At 53.7% G+C, this 21,709-nt stretch carries 19 protein-coding genes and 3 tRNA genes; 14 read left to right on the top strand and 8 right to left on the bottom strand.

Annotated elements, in window-relative coordinates:
• Positions 1 to 29: 29 nt before the first annotated feature.
• From frdD to frdA, 4 genes are read right to left on the bottom strand one after another with little or no spacing between them, the layout of a single operon-like run.
• Positions 30 to 386, bottom strand: coding sequence for a fumarate reductase subunit FrdD (gene frdD, locus NG99_RS09710; RefSeq protein WP_034891510.1), 357 nt, complete (start codon positions 384 to 386; stop codon positions 30 to 32).
• Positions 383 to 790, bottom strand: coding sequence for a fumarate reductase subunit FrdC (frdC, locus tag NG99_RS09705; protein ID WP_034891507.1), 408 nt, complete (start codon positions 788 to 790; stop codon positions 383 to 385). Before frdC ends, frdD begins: the two co-directional genes overlap by 4 nt.
• 12 nt (positions 791 to 802) lie before the next feature.
• Positions 803 to 1,537 (bottom strand): succinate dehydrogenase/fumarate reductase iron-sulfur subunit, encoded by a 735-nt coding sequence (locus NG99_RS09700; RefSeq protein ID WP_034891504.1) that lies wholly within the window; start codon positions 1,535 to 1,537, stop codon positions 803 to 805.
• Positions 1,530 to 3,317, bottom strand: a complete 1,788-nt coding sequence (gene frdA, locus NG99_RS09695; protein WP_034891500.1) for a fumarate reductase (quinol) flavoprotein subunit — start codon at positions 3,315 to 3,317, stop codon at positions 1,530 to 1,532. Before frdA ends, NG99_RS09700 begins: the two co-directional genes overlap by 8 nt.
• Before the next feature lie 283 nt (positions 3,318 to 3,600).
• On the opposite strand from frdA, the gene epmA reads away from it, so the two are divergent.
• Positions 3,601 to 4,578, top strand: a complete 978-nt coding sequence (gene epmA / locus NG99_RS09690; RefSeq protein ID WP_034891498.1) for an elongation factor P--(R)-beta-lysine ligase — start codon at positions 3,601 to 3,603, stop codon at positions 4,576 to 4,578.
• Positions 4,579 to 4,615: 37 nt separating this feature from the next.
• Here epmA and mscM read toward each other — a convergent pair whose 3' ends face one another.
• From mscM to rsgA, 3 genes are all read right to left on the bottom strand, one after another.
• Positions 4,616 to 7,951: a miniconductance mechanosensitive channel MscM gene (mscM, locus tag NG99_RS09685; protein WP_034891604.1), complete on the bottom strand. Its 3,336-nt coding sequence runs from the start codon at positions 7,949 to 7,951 to the stop codon at positions 4,616 to 4,618.
• A gap of 9 nt (positions 7,952 to 7,960) precedes the next feature.
• Positions 7,961 to 8,860: an archaetidylserine decarboxylase gene (gene asd, locus NG99_RS09680; protein ID WP_034891495.1), complete on the bottom strand. Its 900-nt coding sequence runs from the start codon at positions 8,858 to 8,860 to the stop codon at positions 7,961 to 7,963.
• 106 nt (positions 8,861 to 8,966) lie between these two features.
• Entirely contained in the window at positions 8,967 to 10,028 is a 1,062-nt protein-coding gene (gene rsgA, locus NG99_RS09675; protein ID WP_034891492.1) for a small ribosomal subunit biogenesis GTPase RsgA, read from the bottom strand.
• Positions 10,029 to 10,124: 96 nt separating this feature from the next.
• Between rsgA and orn the strand changes: the two genes are divergently transcribed.
• The 4 genes from orn to NG99_RS09655 all read left to right on the top strand — a co-directional run bounded on the left by orn (position 10,125) and on the right by NG99_RS09655 (position 11,159).
• Positions 10,125 to 10,670 (top strand): oligoribonuclease, encoded by a 546-nt coding sequence (gene orn, locus NG99_RS09670; protein WP_034891490.1) that lies wholly within the window; start codon positions 10,125 to 10,127, stop codon positions 10,668 to 10,670.
• 203 nt (positions 10,671 to 10,873) lie between these two features.
• Positions 10,874 to 10,949, top strand: a tRNA-Gly gene (locus tag NG99_RS09665).
• A 29-nt stretch (positions 10,950 to 10,978) separates the two neighbouring features.
• Positions 10,979 to 11,054: transfer RNA gene (locus NG99_RS09660), tRNA-Gly, on the top strand.
• A 29-nt stretch (positions 11,055 to 11,083) separates the two neighbouring features.
• Positions 11,084 to 11,159: transfer RNA gene (locus NG99_RS09655), tRNA-Gly, on the top strand.
• Positions 11,160 to 11,386: 227 nt separating this feature from the next.
• Here the strand turns inward: NG99_RS09655 and NG99_RS09650 are convergent.
• Positions 11,387 to 11,872: a winged helix-turn-helix domain-containing protein gene (locus tag NG99_RS09650; RefSeq protein WP_052130638.1), complete on the bottom strand. Its 486-nt coding sequence runs from the start codon at positions 11,870 to 11,872 to the stop codon at positions 11,387 to 11,389.
• A gap of 691 nt (positions 11,873 to 12,563) precedes the next feature.
• On the opposite strand from NG99_RS09650, the gene NG99_RS29675 reads away from it, so the two are divergent.
• The 9 genes from NG99_RS29675 (at position 12,564) to gspJ (ending at position 21,702) form a co-directional block, all read left to right on the top strand.
• Entirely contained in the window at positions 12,564 to 14,384 is a 1,821-nt protein-coding gene (locus NG99_RS29675) for a glycoside hydrolase family 18 protein (RefSeq protein WP_052130637.1), read from the top strand.
• 101 nt (positions 14,385 to 14,485) lie between these two features.
• Positions 14,486 to 15,004 (top strand): type II secretion system protein N, encoded by a 519-nt coding sequence (locus NG99_RS27535; RefSeq protein WP_052130636.1) that lies wholly within the window; start codon positions 14,486 to 14,488, stop codon positions 15,002 to 15,004.
• Between the two features lie 76 nt (positions 15,005 to 15,080).
• Positions 15,081 to 17,024, top strand: a complete 1,944-nt coding sequence (gene gspD, locus NG99_RS09635) for a type II secretion system secretin GspD (RefSeq protein WP_157032598.1) — start codon at positions 15,081 to 15,083, stop codon at positions 17,022 to 17,024.
• Between the two features lie 5 nt (positions 17,025 to 17,029).
• Complete coding sequence (gene gspE, locus NG99_RS09630) at positions 17,030 to 18,505, top strand: type II secretion system ATPase GspE (RefSeq protein ID WP_034891487.1); 1,476 nt, start codon at positions 17,030 to 17,032, stop codon at positions 18,503 to 18,505.
• 1 nt (position 18,506) lies between these two features.
• A complete protein-coding gene (gspF, locus tag NG99_RS09625) occupies positions 18,507 to 19,703 on the top strand; it encodes a type II secretion system inner membrane protein GspF (protein WP_034891485.1) in 1,197 nt (398 codons plus the stop codon).
• Between the two features lie 11 nt (positions 19,704 to 19,714).
• Positions 19,715 to 20,170 carry a type II secretion system major pseudopilin GspG gene (gene gspG, locus NG99_RS09620; RefSeq protein WP_034891482.1) on the top strand — a complete coding sequence of 152 codons (456 nt, stop codon included), beginning with the start codon at positions 19,715 to 19,717 and terminating at the stop codon, positions 20,168 to 20,170.
• A gap of 5 nt (positions 20,171 to 20,175) precedes the next feature.
• Positions 20,176 to 20,736 carry a type II secretion system minor pseudopilin GspH gene (gspH, locus tag NG99_RS27530; RefSeq protein WP_052130635.1) on the top strand — a complete coding sequence of 187 codons (561 nt, stop codon included), beginning with the start codon at positions 20,176 to 20,178 and terminating at the stop codon, positions 20,734 to 20,736.
• On the top strand, positions 20,733 to 21,104 hold the full coding sequence (gene gspI / locus NG99_RS09610) for a type II secretion system minor pseudopilin GspI (protein ID WP_034891479.1): 372 nt from the start codon (positions 20,733 to 20,735) through the stop codon (positions 21,102 to 21,104). The genes gspH and gspI overlap by 4 nt, the downstream gene beginning before the upstream one ends.
• The gene (gspJ, locus tag NG99_RS09605) at positions 21,091 to 21,702 is read left to right on the top strand and encodes a type II secretion system minor pseudopilin GspJ (RefSeq protein WP_034891477.1); all 612 of its coding nucleotides are present in this window, start codon (positions 21,091 to 21,093) and stop codon (positions 21,700 to 21,702) included. The genes gspI and gspJ overlap by 14 nt, the downstream gene beginning before the upstream one ends.
• Positions 21,703 to 21,709 lie beyond the last annotated feature (7 nt).

Below are 21,709 nucleotides of genomic sequence, written 5' to 3'. Positions count from 1 at the left end.
GCGGCAGCGTCGCCGCCGCCTTTATTTTCTTACAGGGTGACGACGCCAATTGCCGTTACCACGGTGAGAATGGCCGCCAGGCCATAGGACAGCCATTTTCCTGCCGGAACCCTGAGGCCGAGATCGTGCATCCCGTGGTGAAGACGGTGCAGAGCGCACCATACCGGCATCACGATCATCAGAAACAGGAACAGCCTTCCCGGCAGCGACTGCGCCGAATGCAGAATGTGCTGATAGCTAAGACCTCGGCTGGTTCCCACGCCCAGAGGGAGGAGTAACCCAACCAGCAAAATAACGCAGGGTGAAACGATCGCTGCCCACATTCCTCCAGCGCCAAACAGCCCCCAGAAAACCGGCTCGTCTGAACGCGTTGATGGCTTTTTCATAGCGACTCCTTGAGTACCATTGCCCAGACCAGCAGGATAAGGCTGACAAGAACCATCAGCGCCCAGAGGCCCTTAATTATCGGCGCGGGAGAGAGTTTTTTACCCCCCAGCACAATAACCTGGGCCTTCGGCGCCAGTTCGAACCAGGTTTTGCTGTGCAGCAACGCGGCGGCCAGCGCCACCAGGTTAATCAGCAGCATGAAAGGATTTTGCAGCACCGTGACAAATGCCTGCCAGCTCTGCTCTCCGTTCTTCAGTGCATACAGCGCAAAGATCATCTCAAGGCTGAACCACAGGGCAGGAATTGCCGTGGCCTCGCGTAGCATATAAAAACGATAGAAGCCGGACTTCTGCCACCAGTTAGCAGGCATCGGGCTATGATAAGGCTTCCGTTTGGTGATCATTGGGGCGGCTCCTTATTGCGGTTTAAGAGTGGCGATCAGGAAGTCTTTTGCGCTGGCGACTTTGCTCTGCTGGATCGCGGCGGCAGGGTCAACATGCTTAGGACAGACTTCCGAACAGAAGCCAACAAACGTACACGGCCAGACGCCGTTGTCGCCGTTCAGCTTCGGCATACGCTGGGCCTGCCCCCGATCGCGACTGTCGAGGTTATAACGATGCGCCAGGGTGATAGCCGCCGGGCCGATAAACTCTGGGTTCAGGCCAAATTGCGGGCAGGCGGCATAGCACAGGCCGCAGTTGATGCAGCCGGAAAACTGGTGGTACTTAGCCATCTGCGCAGGCGTTTGCCGGTTAGGCCCTTTATCCGCCTCGCGGGCGTTGCCAATAATCCACGGTCTGACCGCCTCAAGACTTTCGATAAAATGGCTCATATCTACAATCAGATCGCGCTCGACCGGAAAGTGCGCCAGCGGCTCGACCAGCAGTCCTTCGGGGTAGTGTCGCAGGAAGGTTTTGCAGGCCAGTTTAGGCACGCCGTTGACCATCACGCCACAGGAGCCGCATATCGCCATCCGGCACGACCAGCGCCAGGAGAGGTCATAAGCAAGGTTGTCCTTGATAAAGCTCAGCGCATCCAGCAGCGACGTTTGATCGTCCCAGGGGACCTCGTACACTTCGCGGCGCGGCAGCTTATCGGTTTCCGGGTTGTAGCGCTGAACGGTGATTTTACAGCTGGCTAGCTCATTCATGGATGGCCTCCTTACCCTTACCTTCAGCTTCTGCGCCGTACACGCGTTTGGCTGGCGGCAGCCGGGTAATTTTTACCTCATCCCAGCGGATATCCGGCGCGCCTGCCGGGTTATAAAAGCTCAGCGAGTGCTTCAGAAACTGCTCGTCGTTTCGCGTGGTGCAGCCTTCGTCCAGCCGCTGATGCGCCCCTCGCGACTCTTTACGCTGGATCGCCGAGTGCGCCATGCACTGCGCAACGTTCAGGCCGTGGGTAAGCTCAATGCTGTACAGCAACTGAGTGTTGAAGACGCTGGAGGTATCGCTGATATGCAGCTGTTTGCTGCGCTCCTGAAGCTCAGCCAGCTTATCGATGGTTTTCTGCATCAGTTCCGGCGTGCGGTAGATTCCGCAGCCTTCCTCCATTGCCAGACCCATTTCATCGCGCAGTGCGGACCAGGTTTCCTTGCCCTGCTGATTGACCAGCCCGTGCAGACGCTTTTCGCAGTCTCTTGCCTGAGCTTCCAGCGCGCCGATCGGTTTTTTATGCGTTGTAACGGCGTGGGCAGCGGCATTCTCTCCCGCGAGCCGTCCAAAAACCGCCAGCTCCGCCAGCGAGTTAGAGCCGAGTCGATTGGCGCCGTGCAGCCCCACGGACGAGCACTCGCCAACGGCAAACAGCCCTGAGATTCTCGTCTCACACTGCGCGTCTGTTTCAATGCCACCCATAGTGTAATGGGCGGTAGGCCGCACCGGGATTGGTGCCAGGGCCGGATCCACGCCGATATAAGCTTTGCTGAGTTCGCAGATGAACGGCAGCCGCTCCAGTAGCTTCTTCTGCCCCAAATGGCGCAGATCGAGATGCACGACGTCACCGCGAGGCGTGGCTATCGTCCGGCCATTTTGCCATTCGTGCCAGAACGCCTGCGACACTTTGTCGCGCGGGCCGAGTTCCATGTATTTATTTTTAGGCTGTCCGAGCGGCGTTTCCGGCCCCAGGCCGTAGTCCTGCAGGTAACGGTAGCCGTCCTTATTTACCATGATGCCGCCTTCTCCCCGGCACCCTTCCGTCATCAGAATTCCCGATCCCGGCAGACCGGTTGGGTGATACTGCACAAACTCCATATCCCGCAGCGGCACGCCGTGGCGCAGCGCCATGCCCATACCGTCGCCGGTCACGATGCCGCCGTTGGTGTTATAGCGATAGACCCTTGCTGCGCCGCCCGTTGCCAGCACCACGGCGCCGGCATGGATTTGTACCAGCGTACCCTCCATCATGTTCATCGCCACCAGACCGCGAGCCTCCCCCTCATCAACCAGCAGGTCGAGGACAAAGTGCTCGTCGAAGCGCTGGATTTGCGGGTATTTCAGCGAGGTCTGGAACAGCGTGTGCAGCATGTGGAATCCGGTTTTGTCGGCGGCAAACCAGGTGCGCTCTATCTTCATGCCGCCAAAGCGGCGTACGTTCACCGTCCCATCTTCGCGTCGGCTCCACGGACAGCCCCACAGCTCAAGCTGGGTCATCTCTCTCGGGCAGTGCTCAACAAAATAGTCGACGACATCCTGCTCGCACAGCCAGTCGCCGCCCGAAACGGTATCCTGGAAATGGAGGTCAAAGCTGTCATGGGATTGTGTGACGGCGGCGGAACCGCCTTCGGCCGCAACCGTGTGGCTGCGCATGGGATACACCTTAGAAACTAGCGCAATAGAAAGGGCGGGATTCGCTTCGGCGGCGGCAATAGCGGCGCGAAGGCCCGCTCCGCCAGCGCCGACAATGACCAGATCGGCAGTAAAGGTATGCACGGTATTCTCCCTGTCAGAGTGTCAGAAGAGTGGAAAGGGAGGGATATCCTCACCTTCACCAGGGAGATCAGTATAAAACTGGCTGATGGCGCTAAACTTGATATGTTCGGGCATTTGGATGAGAAATAAACAGTAAAAGCGGGATCTCCGCGACGTTTTCCACCGATTAATTATGCCAGGGCGTAGATGAATATGGCTGAATGAGGAATTTTCCCTGGCAAATTTGTGTGTTCCCGCCGGTACGGGTAGACTGCTTCACCCTGTCTGATGAGGAGTTGAAACAATGAGCGATACGGCCAGCTGGTTGCCAAGCGCATCGATAAGCAATTTGTTAAAGCGTGCGGCGATTATGGCAGAAATTCGGCGATTCTTTGCCGATCGTGGGGTGCTGGAAGTGGAAACCCCGGCGATGAGCCAGGCTACGGTGACCGATATCCATCTGTTTCCTTTTCAGACACGTTTCGTGGGGCCGGGCGCAGCCCAGGGACTGGATCTCTACCTGATGACCAGCCCGGAATACCATATGAAGCGCCTGCTTGCCGCGGGCAGCGGGCCGATATTCCAGCTTTGCCGGAGTTTCCGTAACGAGGAAGCAGGGCGCCACCATAATCCAGAGTTCACCATGCTGGAGTGGTATCGACCGCATTATGATATGTACCGTCTGATGAATGAGGTTGACGATCTGTTGCAGCAGGTGCTGGAATCTGCCCCGGCGGAAACGCTCTCCTATCAGCAGGCCTTTATCCGCCATCTGGAGCTCGATCCGCTGTCTGCCGATAAAACGCAGCTGCGTGAAGCGGCGGAAAAGCTGGGCGTTGGCGATTTGGCTAACCGGGAAGAAGATCGCGATACGCTGCTTCAGCTGCTGTTTATGATGGGCGTGGAGCCGCAGATCGGCAAAGAGAAACCGGCATTCGTTTATCATTTCCCGGCGAGCCAGGCCGCCCTCGCGGAGATCAGTACTGAAGATCACCGTGTCGCGGAGCGCTTCGAGGTTTACTTCCGCGGGATCGAGCTGGCGAACGGCTTCCGCGAGCTGACCGATAGCCGTGAGCAGCGTCAGCGTTTCGAGCAGGATAATCGTAAGCGCGCGGCGCGCGGCTTGCCGCAGCAGCCGATCGACACCAACCTGCTGGACGCGCTGGCACATGGTATGCCGGATTGTTCCGGGGTGGCGCTGGGTGTGGATCGCATCATTATGCTGGCCCTGAAAGCAGACTCCCTCAGCGAGGTGATTGCCTTTCCGGTCGATCGCTGCTGATGCCTTTCAGAGGCGGCTGCGCGCCGCCTCTGTCGTATTACAACCCGCCTGATTTATAAGTTCTTGCCGCTGGCGCGCCGTTTTGCGTTGGCGTCTTGCGCCCAATCGTTTCCATCCGCACCTGGAAAGGTGGGAACGGCATTTCCAGTCCGTGCTGTTGGTAGCCCTGTAAAATAAGCTGATGCAGCTCATGACGCAGCGGCATTCGGTGACCCATTTCTGCCGCATGAATGCGCAGCTCAAACAGCTGAATGCCCTGCTGCAAATCGACCAGGTAGGCTTCCGGCGGCGGCGTATCCAGCACGTACTGACAGCGCTGTGCGGCGGTTAGCAGGACGCTGGTCACCTCTTCACTGTTAGCTTCGGCAGAGGCCGGAATGGTCAGCACCACGCGCGTCACCGAGTCCGACAGCGACCAGTTGATAAATTGCTCGGTGATAAAAGCTTTGTTCGGCACGATGATTTCTTTGCGGTCCCAGTCGGTAATGGTGGTGGCGCGCGTATTGATTTTGGTGATGCTGCCGGTCAGATCGCGGATGGTCACCGTATCGCCGATGCGGATCGGCTTCTCAAACAAAATGATCAGGCCGGAGATAAAGTTAGCGAAGATCTCCTGTAAGCCGAACCCCAATCCCACACCCAGCGCGGCTACCAGCCATTGCAGTTTCGACCAGTCCACGCCAATCATTGAGAACCCGGCCAGCCCGCCAATGAAAATCAGTACGTATTTGGTCAGCGTGGTAATCGCGTAGCCGGTGCCGGGCGTCAGGCTCAGGTGTTGCAGCAGAGCCAACTCCAGCAGCGCAGGCATGTTCCGCACCAGCTGAGTCGTGATGATCAGCACCAGGATGGCAATCAGCACCGACCCCAGCGTAATTGGCTCCAGGCTTTCAACGCCCTGTACCGTGGTGCTGGCATCCCACAGGTGGATGTTTTCCAGGAAGCCAAACGCCGAGTGAATTTCAGACCACAGAACGATCACCGAAATCAGCGCGATCAGGGTAAGGATTGAGCGCACCAGCCGCAGGGACTGCGCGCTAATCGCGTCCAGATCGATCACCGGCTCGTCCACCTCCAGCGTGTCGGAGTTGGTCTGATGGGCCACGGCTTCTTCTTCGCCTTTAGCTCGCTGAGCGAGGATCTCCGCCCGGCGGGTTCGCGCGCGATCGAAGGCAATACGGCGGCGTTGAATCAGCATCCAGCGGCGGATAATGTGGTAGATCACCAGCAGCAGGAACCAGATTGCCACCGAGGTTTCCAGCCTGGCCAGCAGCGCCTGAGCGGTGGCGAGGTAGCCAATGCAGGAGGCCAGCCCGGCAAACAGCGGAATGCAGATCATCAGGTTCCACAGCAGGGTGTTAATCAGGTTCTCGCCGTTGCCTTCTTTGTCCAGATGCAGCGGGATCCCCGCTCGCTTCAGGCTGACCGTCACCAGGCTTAACGCCCCGCAAATCAGGATAAAGCACAGCCTTCCCAGCGTGGAGGAAAACTGCCGGTCATCCAGATTATCAAAGCTTATCAACAGCATAATCAGCGGCACGACCAGACCGGTGCACAAGCTGTAAAAGCGCATGGCGCGAGCTACGCGAACCTGAGGCCAGCGGAAGTGCACTACAAACAGCCCTTGAGACCGGGCAAAGGCCGCGCTGATCATAAAGACCCACAGCAGCGGCACCGTTGCGGTAATGCCATCCCCAATCGCCACGGCGATAGGGTAGGGCCAGGCGTGCTGTAGTCCATAGCCCAACGCCATCCACAGCACCGGTAGCGGAAGGGCGACCAGGATAGACCAAAAAACGGTGCGCATTGTCAGCCCAAAGCGGTCCTGGGTAACCTTGCCTACTTTGCTGGCGGAGCGGCTGAGGAAATCGCGGTAGTGGCGGCGGGAGCTGAGGCTGAAGCCAACCAGCAGCACTGCGCCAATAATCGGCATAACGGTCTCGCGGCTGGTGAACATCATCACCATCGCGCCGCCCAACTGCCCGAGCGTATCCAGTGATAACAAGCTTTTCAGATCGCGGACCAAATCGCCTGGGAAGGCCAGGCTTAGCGCATTCACGTCCGCCGTCCAGAACAGATAGCGGTGGGTTGCCTCTTTGACCTCATTCAGCGCATCTTTCAACTGGCCATTCGCAACTTTCAGCTTGGTGACTTCCAGAATCAGATTGTCACAGCCGGAGAGCAGCGACCCGATCAGCTGGCGCTGGGTTTTGATTTGCGCATCCAGAATGCGTCGCTGGTCAGCACTCAGAGGGCTACCGTCGTCCTGTTTCAGCTGGCGCAACTGCTGCTGCTGCTCAAGCAAGTCTTCGTAGCGCAGCCGCTGAACGCGCAGCTCGCCCATTTCGTTATCAAGCTGCTGCGGTTTAGGCATCTCCGGCAGACGGGACACCTGGGCGCGCAGCGCTTCGCCCAGTACGTTGGAGACGCCAAGCCATTGCGACTGCTCGCGGATGGTGCTCAGCGCCTGACGAACCTGGATAGTCTGATTAGTGGCCGTGCGCTGCTGCGAGGCCACAAGATCCATCCGCTGCGCCTGCTGATTCAGATCGTTCGACAGCTCCCGGTTTACGCGGAACTGTTTGCTGATAATCTTCGGCAGTTCGCCGCTGTTTTCCGCCAGCTGTTCGGTACGTTCCAGGGCGATTTCAGCCTCGCGTTGGCGGCGGCTGTTCAGCTGATTGCGCAGATCCTGAAGGTAGGTATCCAGCTGCGTAGCCGTACGTTGGTGCAGCTCACTGCGCATCCGCGCCAGCTCCTGGCGATTGTTTGCCGAAAGCTGGGCCAGTTCAAGTTCATCCACTCTGGCCTTTTGCGCGGCCGATTCAGCCTGTCGCGCCGCCAGCTGGGCCTGAGCCAGAGGTGTCGTGGCGGCGGGTTGCCCTTGCAACCTGCGCTCAATATCGTTCAACGCCCGCCGGGCTTCCGTTTGCTGCTGCGGCAGCTGGGCTAATGAGTCGCTGATTTCTCTTGCCCGATCCTGCTCCTGCTGGGCCTGGCGACCTTCTTCAATCAGCTGGCTGCTGACCTGAAGGATCTCCTGATCCAGTTCAGGAGCCGTCATGGTGTTATTGATGGTTTTCGGGCTATCGGCCAGCGCGAGAACCTGCTGGCGCAAATCGCGGGAGAGCTTTGGAAAATCATCAATAATTTTCTGATAGTCCCTGGCGTTCGCCAGAGACTTTTGCATTTCATCAAGCCAGTTGAGCGTCGACTGTAGCGCATCAACCGTTTCCGCCTGATTCGGCGTTTTTTTGTCTGACTTCGCCTCATCAAGCTGCTGCTTAATTTGGCTGGCGTCAGGAGTACTGGCTGCCCAGGTGGGTTGCAGCAGCACCCAGCCGAACAGAAGAGTAAGAATCAGGCGTGACATACGCATCTGCTATAAGTGATGTAAAACGTCTTCCGCACTGGTTTTCTGCAGTGCGATGGCGAGCGTCTGGCCCAGACGCGTTTTGGTTTCTGGCGTCAGGCTTTCTGCCAGCTTGACCTTCTCTTTAGCAAACAGGTTAATCACCGTTGAGCCTAGCTTGAATCGGCCCATTTCCTGACCTTTTAGCAGGACAACCGCGCCGTCTTCTTCAGCGCCTGGCCAGCTCCAGCGTTTGATTATCCCCTCACGCGGCGGGGTGACGGTCCCTGCCCAGGCGGTCTCAATGCTGCCAACAATGGTCGCGCCGACCAGAATTTGCGCCATCGGACCAAACTCGGTATCAAACAGGCAGATAACGCGCTCGTTACGGGCAAACAGGTTAGGGATGTTCTGCGCGGTCAGCGGGTTAACGGAATACAGATCGCCAGGCACATAAATCATCTCGCGCAGGATGCCATTGCACGGCATGTGCACGCGGTGATAATCCCTTGGCGCGAGGTAAGTGGTGACGAACTCCCCATCCCGGAACATTTCCGTCATCGCCGCATTGCCAGCCAACAGCGCTTCCAGCGAATAGGTGTGGCCCTTGGCCTGGAATATCTGGTCGCCTTCAATGTGACCGAGCTGGCTGATTGCGCCGTCGGCTGGCAGCACCAGCAGATTTGGATCGGTTTCAATCGGGCGAGCGTCGTCGCGCAAAGGGCGAACGAAGAAATCGTTAAAGGTGCGATAGCTGGCGGTATCCGGCTTCTGCGCCTCTTTCATATCGACTTTGTAGTACCAGACAAAAGCGTCGATAACGGCTTTGGTGAGCCAGCCTGCGCGCTTGCCTGCGCCCCAGCCAGCCAGTTCAGTCAGGCCTTTTTTAGGCAGAAGAGTATTCAGGCCGAGTTTAAGACGATCCAACACAGTAGCCTCCTGGCTTGATCAGACAAATAGAGAAACGGGGCGGATTGTAACAGTGCCCTGGTGATTAGGCTATGTTGCCTGCCAGCGGCGTGCGGGCAGGCCGAGGTTAGTCACTGTTTTCTGAAAAGCTGCGCCGCGTTTTCAGCTGCATATCCGACATGCTATCCAGAATGCGGTGGTAGCTTTCGAAACGCATCTCGTCGATTTCGCCGTTTTCAACGGCTTCACGGATGGCGCAGCCGGGATCGCTATCATGCTTACAATCGCGGAACTTACAGTGGCCTAAAAACTCACGAAATTCGACAAATCCCTGGGTGATTTGTTCCGGCTCAAGGTGCCATAAACCGAATTCCCTGACGCCTGGAGAGTCAATGACGTCGCCGCCGTGCGGGAAATGGTACAAACGGGAGGCGGTAGTTGTGTGTTGTCCCAGCCCGGAAACGTCAGACACGTCGTTGGTGAGGATCTCATTGGCGCCCAGCTCCAGCCCCAGTAGGGCATTCAGCAGGCTGGATTTACCTACGCCTGACTGCCCGGCAAAGATGCTGATGCGGCCGGTCAGCGCCGCTTCCAACTCTTGCAGGCCGTTCTTCTGATGGCTTGAAACCATCAGGACGCGATAGCCGATGCGACGGTAAATTTCCATTTGTTCATCAACAAATTCGCGGCCTTCTTCATCAAGCAGGTCCGTTTTGTTGAGCACCAGCAATGGCTCTACCTCAAGCGTTTCGCAGGCTATCAGATAACGGTCGATAATGTTCAACGACAGCTCAGGCAGGATCGCGGAAACGATGGCGATCTGATTGATGTTGGCCGCAATCGGCTTTACACCGTCGTAAAAATCGGGGCGCGTCAGAACGGAGGTACGTTCATGAACGGCCTCCACAATGCCTTTAACCGTCGCGCCGCCCTGCACGCCGGGACGCCACAGCACCCGATCGCCGGTTACCAGCGAACGAATAGTCCGGCGAATATTGCAGCGGTGCACTGAACCATCCGCATCTTCCACATCGGCGTGCATGCCAAAACGGCTAATGACCACCCCATCCCGCGCTTCACCAAACAGGCTGTCATCGGGTTCTGGTTTATCCGCACGCTGTTTAAGGCGACGGTCGTGGTTGGCACTGACGCGACGTTGCTGACCTTTGGACAGTTTGTTTTTACTCACTCTTCCTCACACGGCTTGGCAGGCTTCGCCCTGACGGGGCAAAACGTTTATGATACACCCTAACGTTTGACGATATAAGCCACGGTGAGAATCCCTATGACTGCAAATGCCAGTAACCTGATTTGGATTGACCTTGAAATGACCGGGTTGAACCCGGAGCAGGATCGTATTATTGAGATTGCCACTCTGGTCACCGATGCCGATCTGAATATTCTGGCGGAGGGGCCGGTGTTCGCGGTTCACCAGTCCGATTCCCAGCTGGCGCTGATGGATGACTGGAATGTGAAAACCCACACTAACAGCGGCCTGGTGACGCGGGTGAAGGAAAGTCAGTATGACGAGCGCGCGGCCGAGCTGGCGACGATTGAATTCCTGAAACAGTGGGTGCCGGCTAACAGTTCGCCGATCTGCGGCAACAGTATCGGTCAGGATCGCCGCTTTCTGTTTAAATACATGCCGGAGCTGGAAGCCTGGTTCCACTATCGTTACCTGGACGTGAGTACTCTGAAAGAGCTGGCGCGCCGCTGGAAACCGGGTATTTTGCCGGGCTTTAAGAAACAGGGAACGCACCAGGCGATGGATGATATTCGCGAATCGGTGGCGGAATTGGCCTACTATCGTGAGCACTTTATCCAGCTTTAGTGCTTACCAGCGAGAGGGGGAGAGGGGCTGGCCGCTGGCGAGGCTTTATCACCCCTGGCAATGCTGGATAAATTAGCACTTTGCCGATAAATCCAGCGGTTAAACGCTGAAAAGAAAAAAAAGCGGTTTCAGGCTTGCTCCAGAAATCATTTCTCGTATAATGCGCACCCCGTACCGTGACAGATTTTTTTGCGGTACGCCGGGCGGGAATAGCTCAGTTGGTAGAGCACGACCTTGCCAAGGTCGGGGTCGCGAGTTCGAGTCTCGTTTCCCGCTCCAGATTGTTTCAGACCATACCAGATTGCAGTGCGGGAATAGCTCAGTTGGTAGAGCACGACCTTGCCAAGGTCGGGGTCGCGAGTTCGAGTCTCGTTTCCCGCTCCAGATTGTTTCAGACCATGCCAGATTGCAGTGCGGGAATAGCTCAGTTGGTAGAGCACGACCTTGCCAAGGTCGGGGTCGCGAGTTCGAGTCTCGTTTCCCGCTCCAAATATCCCTTTCTCTCCAGACCGCCCCGGAAAATAGTCAGCATGATGATTCGTCACGCTGGATAGCCTTTACTGCGCACTTCTTCCAGGCAATAAAACACACCGAACCTTACTCTTTAGCCAGCTCCAGCGATAAACGCGGGCACTTAATCATCGAATTACCGCAGATGATTAATGCCCGCCAGAATGATGCTGGGTATGCTTTACCTCTCCAGCTGGCGCTTGCTGCTACAAAATCAGCACCAGCGAGACGGCAAAAGCTTTTAACTTGCCAATGCGTGGCAGAAGCGTAGTGAGCCGGCCTTTATTCACATTGAGCACTTCTTTATCAGCATAAAAATTATCTGCATTTTCCTCAGCAATATAATCCTCTACGCTCAGCGTGGCGGGGTCTATAAACCAGCCATGTCTCGGCAATGTCTTAATTATATTGTTACCCACCCCAGATTTTTTTAACTGCTTGCGAAGTTCTGAGATCGTTTGATACAGCGTGTTGGGCGTAACTTCTTTGCCCTGTGCCTCCCACCCACTCTCATAAAACTGCCGGTGATTAACAATTTCCCCTATATTTTCAATTAATAATACTAAACAGCGTGACGCCGTGCTGTAAAGAACATGCTGGCTGTTATCCGCGCATGAAATAAGAGTATTTTTATTTGGTACAAAAATTACCGCATTATTAAGACGGTAAATTTTATCACATTTCACATCCATAAATATCATCCTTAATATTTCTTAAACATTTCTTCTGTGTCGTTTTGGTAAAGATGTGTTTTCGCAGTGTTAATTTATTTTCCCCGGCTTGCTCAATGTTGAGGATGCTTTTCTCACTGCCAGCAAAGAATAAGAACATTTATCAATAAAAAAATCAACCGCATTAAGCTCTCTTGAATTATTTATTTATTCCGTATCGGCAGGTTGCGCCATTTAATGAATAAAAATTACGCTGGTTTACAATGCGTACTTTAGCTATCGGAAGGTTAATATAACCTTCTGATAAAATTATTTTTTCGCATTTCGCCAGCCCGTATGCAATGTTGATTTGTTTTTTCCTTTTTGTGTAGAAAATTTCACTTAATTGATCGGCTTAAGAACGGCCGATGCTGGCAGGCTATCCCGCTATCGGTGGTGTTCAGTAGGGGGAATTTAGGATGCGTGCTGACTTAAGATTTTTTTTAATAAATTCTTTAAGGTTAATTTCTGCTTTCAGCGTATTTTTAAGCATGCCAGCTTTGCGCTTCGCCGTGCCTTCTGGTGCTTGTGCAGGTTAAATATTGCATCAAGACGCTGCTGTTGACAGGGTAGATGAGATCTGGTCGGTGCATTTTATTGAAACTAAAAAGCGCGCCGGAAGAAGTTTATATTTGTTAACAAAATGTTGTAGCATTTGATAGGGAAATTCATAATGTTGAAGAAAACTGTTCTGGCAACCCTGATGGGTTGCGCACTGATGGCACAGATGATGCCTGCTGGCGCTGCAGAGAATGCTCGTACAGTCAGCTATCTGACCTCATGGGGTTTACCGGATATTGAAAAGCTGAATGATGGGCTTAATAAATCAGATATTGAGATCTTTATGCTCTCTTTTGGCGCATGGGATAGCAACGGTAAGGTTAGCATTTCTGATGGTATGGCCGAGGTTCCGAATTACGATCCTTACTGGATGAAGCAGCAATATCTTGGCTGGACACAGCTGAAGTATAATCACCCAGAGAAGAAAGTGATGGTGGCATTTGGCGGCCAAACCTATGAAAGTATCTGGTCTTATATTCGCACCCCAGAACAGCGTGAAACTGTTGCAAAAAATTTGGCAGAACTGCTGAAAACACCTTTCCCAGTCTATAAAAGAGGACTGACGCCGGAAGAAGTGGTTGGCGAATGTCAGGCATTTAATTACGCGAATGAATGTGAGTACGATAAGTATCAGTATGGCGGCGATGTCTATCTGGACGGGATTGATTTTGACTTTGAAAAAGCGGCCCGTCTGACTCAGCAGGAGAATGACAATCTGCTGGATTTGGTCAAGCGTCTGCGTGCGCTGGTAGGTAACGAGAAGCTGCTGAGCCTGACAACCTACCATGTGGGGGCCGATCCTGAAAACTGCGCTCAACCTTCTGTCATTGAAAATTGCTCTTACATCGAAAATGCCCGTTCTTCTCACAACGGTGAAGTGACTAAGCTTCTGCAGGACAGTAAAGATCTGTTCGACTTTTTCAACGTAATGACCTATGACGCGGGTAAAAACTTTAAATATAAAGTTGCCATGCAGAATTATGCCAAAGCGGTTGGCGATAAGAGCAAAATCCTGGTAGGCGCCACGATTAATAGCCAATGGGCTGACGGCGGCAACTTTGTTGAAAGCAAGGAAAATAATCTTGAGCGTATTAAATGGCAGTCCGAAAATGGTTTCGGTGGCTTCTTTGCGTGGACTTTAGGTTCCTCTACCAATCAGACGTCTTTTGCTGAGCAGGTTTCATATCTGAACGAGATGGTTAAGGTGGCTAAAAATACTTCGCCTTTGGTCCCGGAAGTACCAGATGTGCCAGAGGAGCCCAAAGCACCAGAGGAGCCAGAAGTACCTGAAACTCCGACCGTTGAGCTGACCATTCCTGACGTTTCTAAAGCCCCTCAGTTGCAGTACGTGGATTATCATAACGGCGGCGAGATCAAACTCTATGCTTCTGAAGATACCTACAAAAAGGGTATCTATAAAGTAAGAGTGAACGGTAAGTACGTCTTTGAATTTAGTAAAGGCAAGTCTTACTACTCATCAGTAGCCAATGCAGAAAAAGGCATTAAAGTCGTTAGCTATACGCCAGCAAACGCGCTGAAAGAGGGGGATATTGTCTCATTGCATGTGGATAATACATGGAAATCCATCCAGCAAGTTGTCGTTAAAAAAGGGGTGAAATACACCGCTGATACAGCGGTGAAATATATCACTACTTCAGGTAATCAAGTGAGTGTTTACCTCGATAAGACTTTGTTTAATCAGCCTGTCGACTATCGCGTGACTTTGAACGGCAAATACATCATGGAAACCTTTAACGGTAAGGCGTATTACGCAAATATTGATAAAGGAACCAACGACTCAGAAGTTCGGGTGTTCATGAATGCGAAGGAACTGAAAAAAGGCGATAAAATTGGTGTGATTCGTACCAGTGGTAACCCTGGTTCCACTAAGTATGCTTCAAGCTATATTTACACTTATATCGTTAATCAATAACGCTAATCCCTGTCCGCTATTTCAGGGATAGATAGCTTGATAATGTAGCAGGGAGGGAATTAATTTTCCCTCCTTTTACTTATTCAGACGAGGAATTCTACTTGCAGCGGATAAAAAATATTCATTTTTCTCTGCCGGTAATGGGCGCCAATATCATCATAATATGCCTGGCCGGTCATCTTGGTAGCATGATCTTTACTGATTTTCAGCTTATGAAAAAGCAGGAACAGGCCGTTAAATTACTTGTAGAGGAGAACTGGAAAATGTCTCTTCCCGTGCAGGAAAAAAGCGGCTATAGCCTGAATGCTCTGACCAACGTTATCAGAAGTGGCGATCCAGACAGCAGTGAACACCATTCCGACCCACGTTTTGCCGTAGCGGCAGCGTTGCCGGACGATGCGTTGCTTCTCCAGGCCCCAGCCGGTGAACTGCCGGTGGTTATCAAAGGCCTGCTTAGCAGTGACAACAGGCAGCAGGGTGTGGCGATCGTTGAATTCGCCGGACAACAAAAGAGTTACCGGCCAGGTGAGCAATTGGACAATGGCGCGGTCATCGTCCGAATTTTTACTGACAGAGTCATTTTCAGCGTTGATGGTTTTTATGTTTCACAACGGATGTAACAAATAGAGTTCTGATAAGACAGGGACCGAGGCGATTTTCCTGGCCCGTTTATTACAGCGACAAGGAGTAGTGGCTATGCAGGGACGTACTACCGTTTTTTCTCCGCACTTAAGAGCGGCGATCTATTTTGTTTTCACCCTGATGCTCTCCCCCCTTGCCTGGGCAGAGAAGTATAACGCCAGCTTTCAAAACACCGATATTCAGGAATTTATCAACACCATCAGCCAGGCGCTGAATAAAACCGTCATCATCCAGCCTGGCGTAACCGGTAATATTACCGTTAAGAGTTACGATACGCTTGATGAGGAACAGTATTACCAATTTTTCCTTAATGTCCTTGATGTACATGGCTATAACGTCGTGGAGATGGACAATGACGTCCTGAAAATAGTGCCCTTAAGTCTTGCCGGTGGGAATGCCAGGATTAATGATGGTAAGACGCCGGGAGGAGATGCGCTGTCGACACGGGTTGTGACCATCAACAATATGGCTGCCCACGAACTGGTGCCGCCACTGGAAAGGGTGGATGGCGGCAGCGGCAGCATTATTACCAGCTTTGAAGGTTCCAACAGTCTGTTACTCACCGGTAAGAGCAGCGTAATTAACCGGCTGCTGGAGGTCATTAAGCGCCTCGATAAAATAGGCGATCGTCATATCGACGTTTACCCTCTTGCTCATGCTTCTGCCGCAGAAATCATTCGCCTGGCGGGCGAAATGCTAAATAACGATAAAAAAAACGCCCGCCCTGCGACTCAGTCGTTACAGATGATCGCTGATGAGCGCACCAACAGTATTTTGGTCATGGGTGAGGCTGGCCTGCGTCGTGCGGCGTTGGACCTGATCCAGAAACTGGACCGCAAGCATACTTCACAGGGGAAAACCAAAGTCATCTACCTGAAGTATGCTCAGGCCACCACACTGGTGGAAGTTCTGACCGGTATGAGCGCCAACATGGAAAACGGCGGCAATACCGCCTCTTCCCCATCAAGCCCAGCCCTGTTAAAGGGCACCAGCATTAAGGCTGATGAACAAACCAATTCCCTGATTATTACTACTCAGCCGGACATGATGGTTGAGCTGGAAAACGTTATTGAACAATTAGATATTCGTCGTGCGCAGGTTCTGGTCGAAGCCGTGATCGTCGAGCTTCAGGATGCCGAGGGATTTAACCTTGGCGTGCAGTGGTTCAATAAGCACGGCGGCGGCAGTAACTTCCCGTCCAATAACGGCACTGCGATGGGCATTATGGAGAGCGCCTCACTGGCTGGGACGGTTCAGAACATAACGGGTTTAGGCGTTGGCTTCCGTCATAACAACTGGGCGGGTCTGGTCAGCGCGCTAAAGAGCAATACCAATAACGATATCCTGGCCACGCCTAGCATCGTTACGCTGGACAATATTGAGGCCGTGTTCAGCGTGGGTCAGGAAGTTCCTGTCCTCACCGGCTCGCAAACCACTAACAGCGATAACATTTTCAATACCGTCGAGCGTAAAAACGTTGGTATCAAATTAAAGGTTAAGCCGCAGATTAATCAGGGCGACTCGGTCTTTCTCAAGATTGAACAGGAAGTCTCCAGCGTGGCGGAGAGTTCTACCGCCAGCAGTGAGAATCTTGGCGCGACCTTCAACACCCGCACGCTGAATAACTCGGTGCTGGTAGGCAGCGGGGAAACCGTAGTGGTTGGTGGACTGCTTGATACGACCCTGTCAGATGTCGAACAAAAAGTGCCGGTATTAGGCGATATCCCCTACCTTGGCAAGTTGTTCAGCACCACATCGAAGAAAAAGATCAAACGCAACCTGATCCTCTTTATTCGCCCGACGATTATTCGTGATGGCAGCCAGTTCCGCGATCTGAGCTCGAAGAAATTCAACGATCATCAGGATCATCAGCCCTCACGCAATGAACAGCAGGCATTACCTGTCGAACTGATTGAGCTTAAAAATGCCGATGGCAAGCGCGAGCAATTTAAACAGGTTTCTACGCTGATTGCTGCCTTTCAGCAGAGCGGAGGGTAAACGTCATGGATGATATGGACGCGGATACTCTCACCGCCATGCTCCCTTTCTCCTGGGTAAAACAATATGGCGTGTTGGTGACCGAACAGCAGGGCGCCCCCTGCGTCATGTGCCGCGAAAATGTGGCGGTGCCCGCGCTGATGGAAGCGCAGCGTTTATACCCGTCAATCAGGGCGCTCAGCATCGTTTCGGAATCGGTCTTTGAACATGCGGTGACGGAGGTGTACCAGAACAATGCCGGGGTGATGGCCAATATTGGCAGCGAAATTGATTTCTATGCGCTGGCAGAGGAGATCCCGGCCCATACGGATTTGCTGGACGGCAATGATGATGCGCCGATTATCCGGCTGATCAACGCCATGCTGGGAGAGGCGATAAAGGAAGCCGCCTCGGATGTGCATATTGAACCGTTTGAGAAACGTCTGCTGATCCGCTTCCGCGTTGACGGCATTCTGCATAACGTATTGGAGCCTCAACGGCAGCTGGCTTCGCTGCTGGTCTCGCGTATTAAGGTGATGGCAAAGCTGGATATTGCCGAAAAGCGCATCCCGCAGGATGGGCGTATTGCGTTACGCATTGCCGGCCGGGCGGTGGACGTGCGTGTTTCCACCTTACCTACCCAGTATGGCGAACGGGTGGTGATGCGCCTGCTGGACAAAAATAATGCCCGGCTCACGCTGTCCCATGCCGGCATGTCGGAAGCCTGTCGCGAAGGATTAACGCAGCTGGTTCATCAACCTCACGGTCTGGTGCTGGTTACCGGCCCTACTGGCTCAGGCAAAAGCACCACTTTGTATTCCGCGTTAAATGAAATAGACAGCAGCGTACGTAACGTTATGACGGTGGAAGATCCCATTGAATATGAACTTGATGGTATCGGCCAGACCCAGGTGAACAGCAAGGTCGATATGACCTTCGCCCGTGGCCTGCGCGCGTTACTCCGTCAGGACCCTGATGTGGTGCTGGTGGGTGAAATCCGCGATCCAGAAACGGCTCAGGTTGCGGTTCAGGCCTCAATGACCGGGCATCTGGTGCTTTCCACCTTACATACCAACACCGCGGTGGGAGCCATTACCCGCCTGCAGGATATGGGGATTGAACCTTTTCTGCTTGCCACCACGCTCGCCGGGGTGTTGTCCCAGCGGCTGGTTCGCACTCTGTGTACTCACTGTTGCGTGCAGAGCCCTGCCAGTGAGGAAGAGCGGCTGATGATCGGCAGCAGGGAGCCAGCACTGTTACTCGCGCGCGCGGTAGGGTGCGAACACTGTAAGCAGACCGGCTATCGGGGAAGAACCGGCATTCATGAGCTGATCGTGCTGGATCCGCAGATCAGGTCGGCGTTAAGCCACGGAAGCAGCGAGCAGGAAATTGACGCGCTGGTTCATCAAAAGACGGCGACGCTGCGACAGGACGGGATGAACAAAGTGGTGGCAGGATTAACCACCCTGGAAGAGGTTACCCGTGTGACCAGGGAGGCATAGCGTGGAGAAATTCAGCTATGAAGCGCTCTCGCAGGAAGGCAAAACCTGTCGCGGCCGTCTGCTTGCGGCCACCCTCAGCGATGCCCGTCAGCAGCTGAGGGAGAAAGGGTTAGCCGTTATCACCCTCAAAAAAACGGCGAAAGTTGAGCTTTTCAGCGGCTCCTCTCTTTCGGCACGAGATCTGGCGCTGGTAACCCGGCAGCTGGCGACGCTGATTGCCGCCAGCCTGCCGGTGGATGAAGCAGTACGGATTGTCGCCCAGCAGAGCGACAAAAAAAGCGTGAAAAAAATCTTTACTCAGCTCAGAGGAAAGGTGCAGGAGGGGCATTCTCTGGCTACCGCACTGGCCACTTTTCCGAAAGTTTTCGGCCGGATGTATTGCGCCATGGTGGCGGCCGGAGAAACCTCCGGGCATTTGCCGTTGGTCCTTCAGCGGCTGGCAACCAATGAGGAACAGAGCCAGAAGCTGAAAGGCAAAATTATGCAGGCGATGATCTATCCCATCGTATTGACCGTGGTTGCCTGCGGCGTGATTGCTATCCTGCTGACGGCGGTGGTGCCTAAGGTTATCGAACAGTTCATCACCATGAAGCAAGCCCTACCTCTGTCGACTAGAGCGCTACTCGGATGTAGCGATTTTCTACGTGACTATGGCCTTGCGCTGTCAGGTGGCGTCGCGTTGGTCGTCGTGGGCAATGCCCTTTGGCTTCGCAACCCGGCGCGAATGTTAAGGCGCCACCGTCAGCACCTGAGCTGGCCGCTGATTGGCCGGGTAATCCGCAGTATCAGCACCGCAAGCTATGCCCGCACATTAAGCATTTTAAACGCCAGCGCGGTGCCTTTGCTGGAGGCAATGCGCATCAGTGCCTCCGTGGTGGGGAATGACTATGCCCGTCAGCAGCTAAACGAGGCTGAAGAGAAGGTCAGGGAAGGCGGGAAGTTTCATCAGGCATTAAGCGCCACCGGGCTGTTCCCGCCGATGATGTTACACATGGTGGCTGCCGGAGAGCAGAGCGGCAGTCTGGATGAGATGCTGGAACGCTCGGCGCATATCCAGGAAGAACAACTATCACACAATATTACGCTGGCAGTGGCACTGTTTGAACCGCTGCTGGTGGTGACAATGGCGAGCATTGTGCTCTTCATTATTCTGGCTATTTTACAGCCCATATTGCAGTTGAACGAGATGATTGGATAAGGACACGCAACATGACTTATGGACGAAGCAATAATCCTGTCGTTAAAACCCAGGGGGGCTTCACCCTGCTGGAAATTATGGTGGTGATAGTGATCCTGGGGCTGCTTGCCAGCCTGACTATCCCCAGCCTGATGGGGAACAAAGAGAAGGCGGATATCCAGAAAGCCCGGAGCGACATTGCCACGCTGGAAAACGCGCTGGATATGTATCGGCTCGATAACCATCGTTATCCCACCACCGAACAGGGCATTGAGGCGCTGGCAGAAAAGCCGGAGCTGGCGCCAGTCCCTAAAAACTATCCAGAACAGGGCTATATCCGCCGGCTTCCGACAGATCCCTGGGGCAATGATTACCAGTTAGCCAACCCCGGTGAACATAATGCTATCGACGTATTCTCCTTCGGGCCGAAGGGAGAAGGGGAGACCGATCAATACATTGGTAACTGGAACAAAACACAGAAGAAATAGCCGTCATGAAAGAGAGCAAGGGCTTCACGCTGCTGGAGATGATCTGTGTGGTGTTTTTGCTGGGACTGATGGGAAGCATGGTCATCGGTTCGCTACCTGATCCCAACAAGGAAATAGCGAGGGAACATGAAAAAATCATCTTTGCGCTACGAAAGACGGCTGAGAGGGCGCAGCTGGAAGGAAAAATATTCGGTCTGCGCATCCTGACCGGCGGGTGGGAAATACAGGTACTGAGTCGGCGGGTAGAGAAAAGTGATGATCGAAAATCCGGCGATCTGATCCCTGGTTACCGCTGGCAAACGGCTAAGCGCGGTTTGCTAAAAATGCATTACCGCCTGCCGGAGCAGGTGGAGTTAACCATTGACGTTGACGGCGTTAGCCATTCGTCGGCAGAGCCGGGCGATATTCCTCATCCGCCCCAGATTCTGTTCCTGCCGGGCGGAGAAGTGACCGATTTCACCCTGTCTTTATCGTCAAGGGAAACTGCGGGAGAAGAGCGGGAAGCGAATTCTGTCTTCACATTCTCGCGTGCGGATCTGTTGTTATCAGAAGGGAGAACGCAGTGAAACAACATGGAATGGCATTAATGGAAGTGTTGGTGGCAATGCTTATTTTGGCAGTCTCAGCCACCGCGGTGCTCAAAACCAGCGGGCAGCAGGCGAATTACCTCAGCAGCTTGCAGCAGAAGCAAATGGGGACCTGGCTGGCAGATAGCAAACTGGCTGAAATTCTGCTTAACCCCGCCAGCAGTAATGCGTTATGGCAACAGGAAAACCAGGTGATGGGGCCGGGTATCTGGCATTTGCGCTGGCGCACCGTTCCCACCACGCAACTGGCGATCGTCGCCGTTGAGGTAGAGGTTCGACAGGGGACAATACAGCAACCCGTGGCCTCGTTAAGAACCTGGATGAGCCTGACAAATGGCCAGGCATAATCAGCAGGCTGGTTTTACTCTGCTGGAAATGATGCTGGCACTGGCTCTGCTTGCCGCAACCAGCGTCATTGCGCTACAGCTTTTCCAGGGCGTATTGCGTAGTTCTGCGCTGCTAAGAGAGGCGTCCAGCAAACTGATGCAGCAACAGTTTGCTTTTGCGGTGATGGAGATGGATTTTTCACAAGCGTTGCTCCCTCCTGATTTTGGCGAAAAAAACCAGCTTTCGACTGCCGCTATAGCCACTGGCGACCTCTCTCCGGCCAGTAAACAAGAGGCAGAGGTGCGGTTTTTGCGCAGTAACTGGCTTAACCCGGCAGGCATGTTTCCCCGCTCGCAAATTGAGCACGTCACGTACCAGCTTGCGCAGGGGAAACTGCAAAAAGTAAGTGCCTTATGGCCCGCTGGAGTCTCAGCGGAGCCGCCCAGGGTGACGACTTTATTAACAGGCGTTAGCGCGTTTACCCTCCGCTATTACTACCAAAATAAGTGGGTAGAGAAACTTAATATGCTGAATGTTCTGCCAAAGGCCGTGGCGGTTGAGCTTGAATTCGCTGATGGCGGGGAGTTTCGTCGGACATTTCTTCTTGCAGAAGACTGAGGAACCA

The sequence above is a fragment of the Erwinia typographi genome (assembly GCF_000773975.1).
In the GTDB taxonomy this organism is placed as follows: Bacteria; Pseudomonadota; Gammaproteobacteria; order Enterobacterales; family Enterobacteriaceae; genus Erwinia; species Erwinia typographi.
This window is presented reverse-complemented; position numbering and strand designations above follow the sequence as displayed.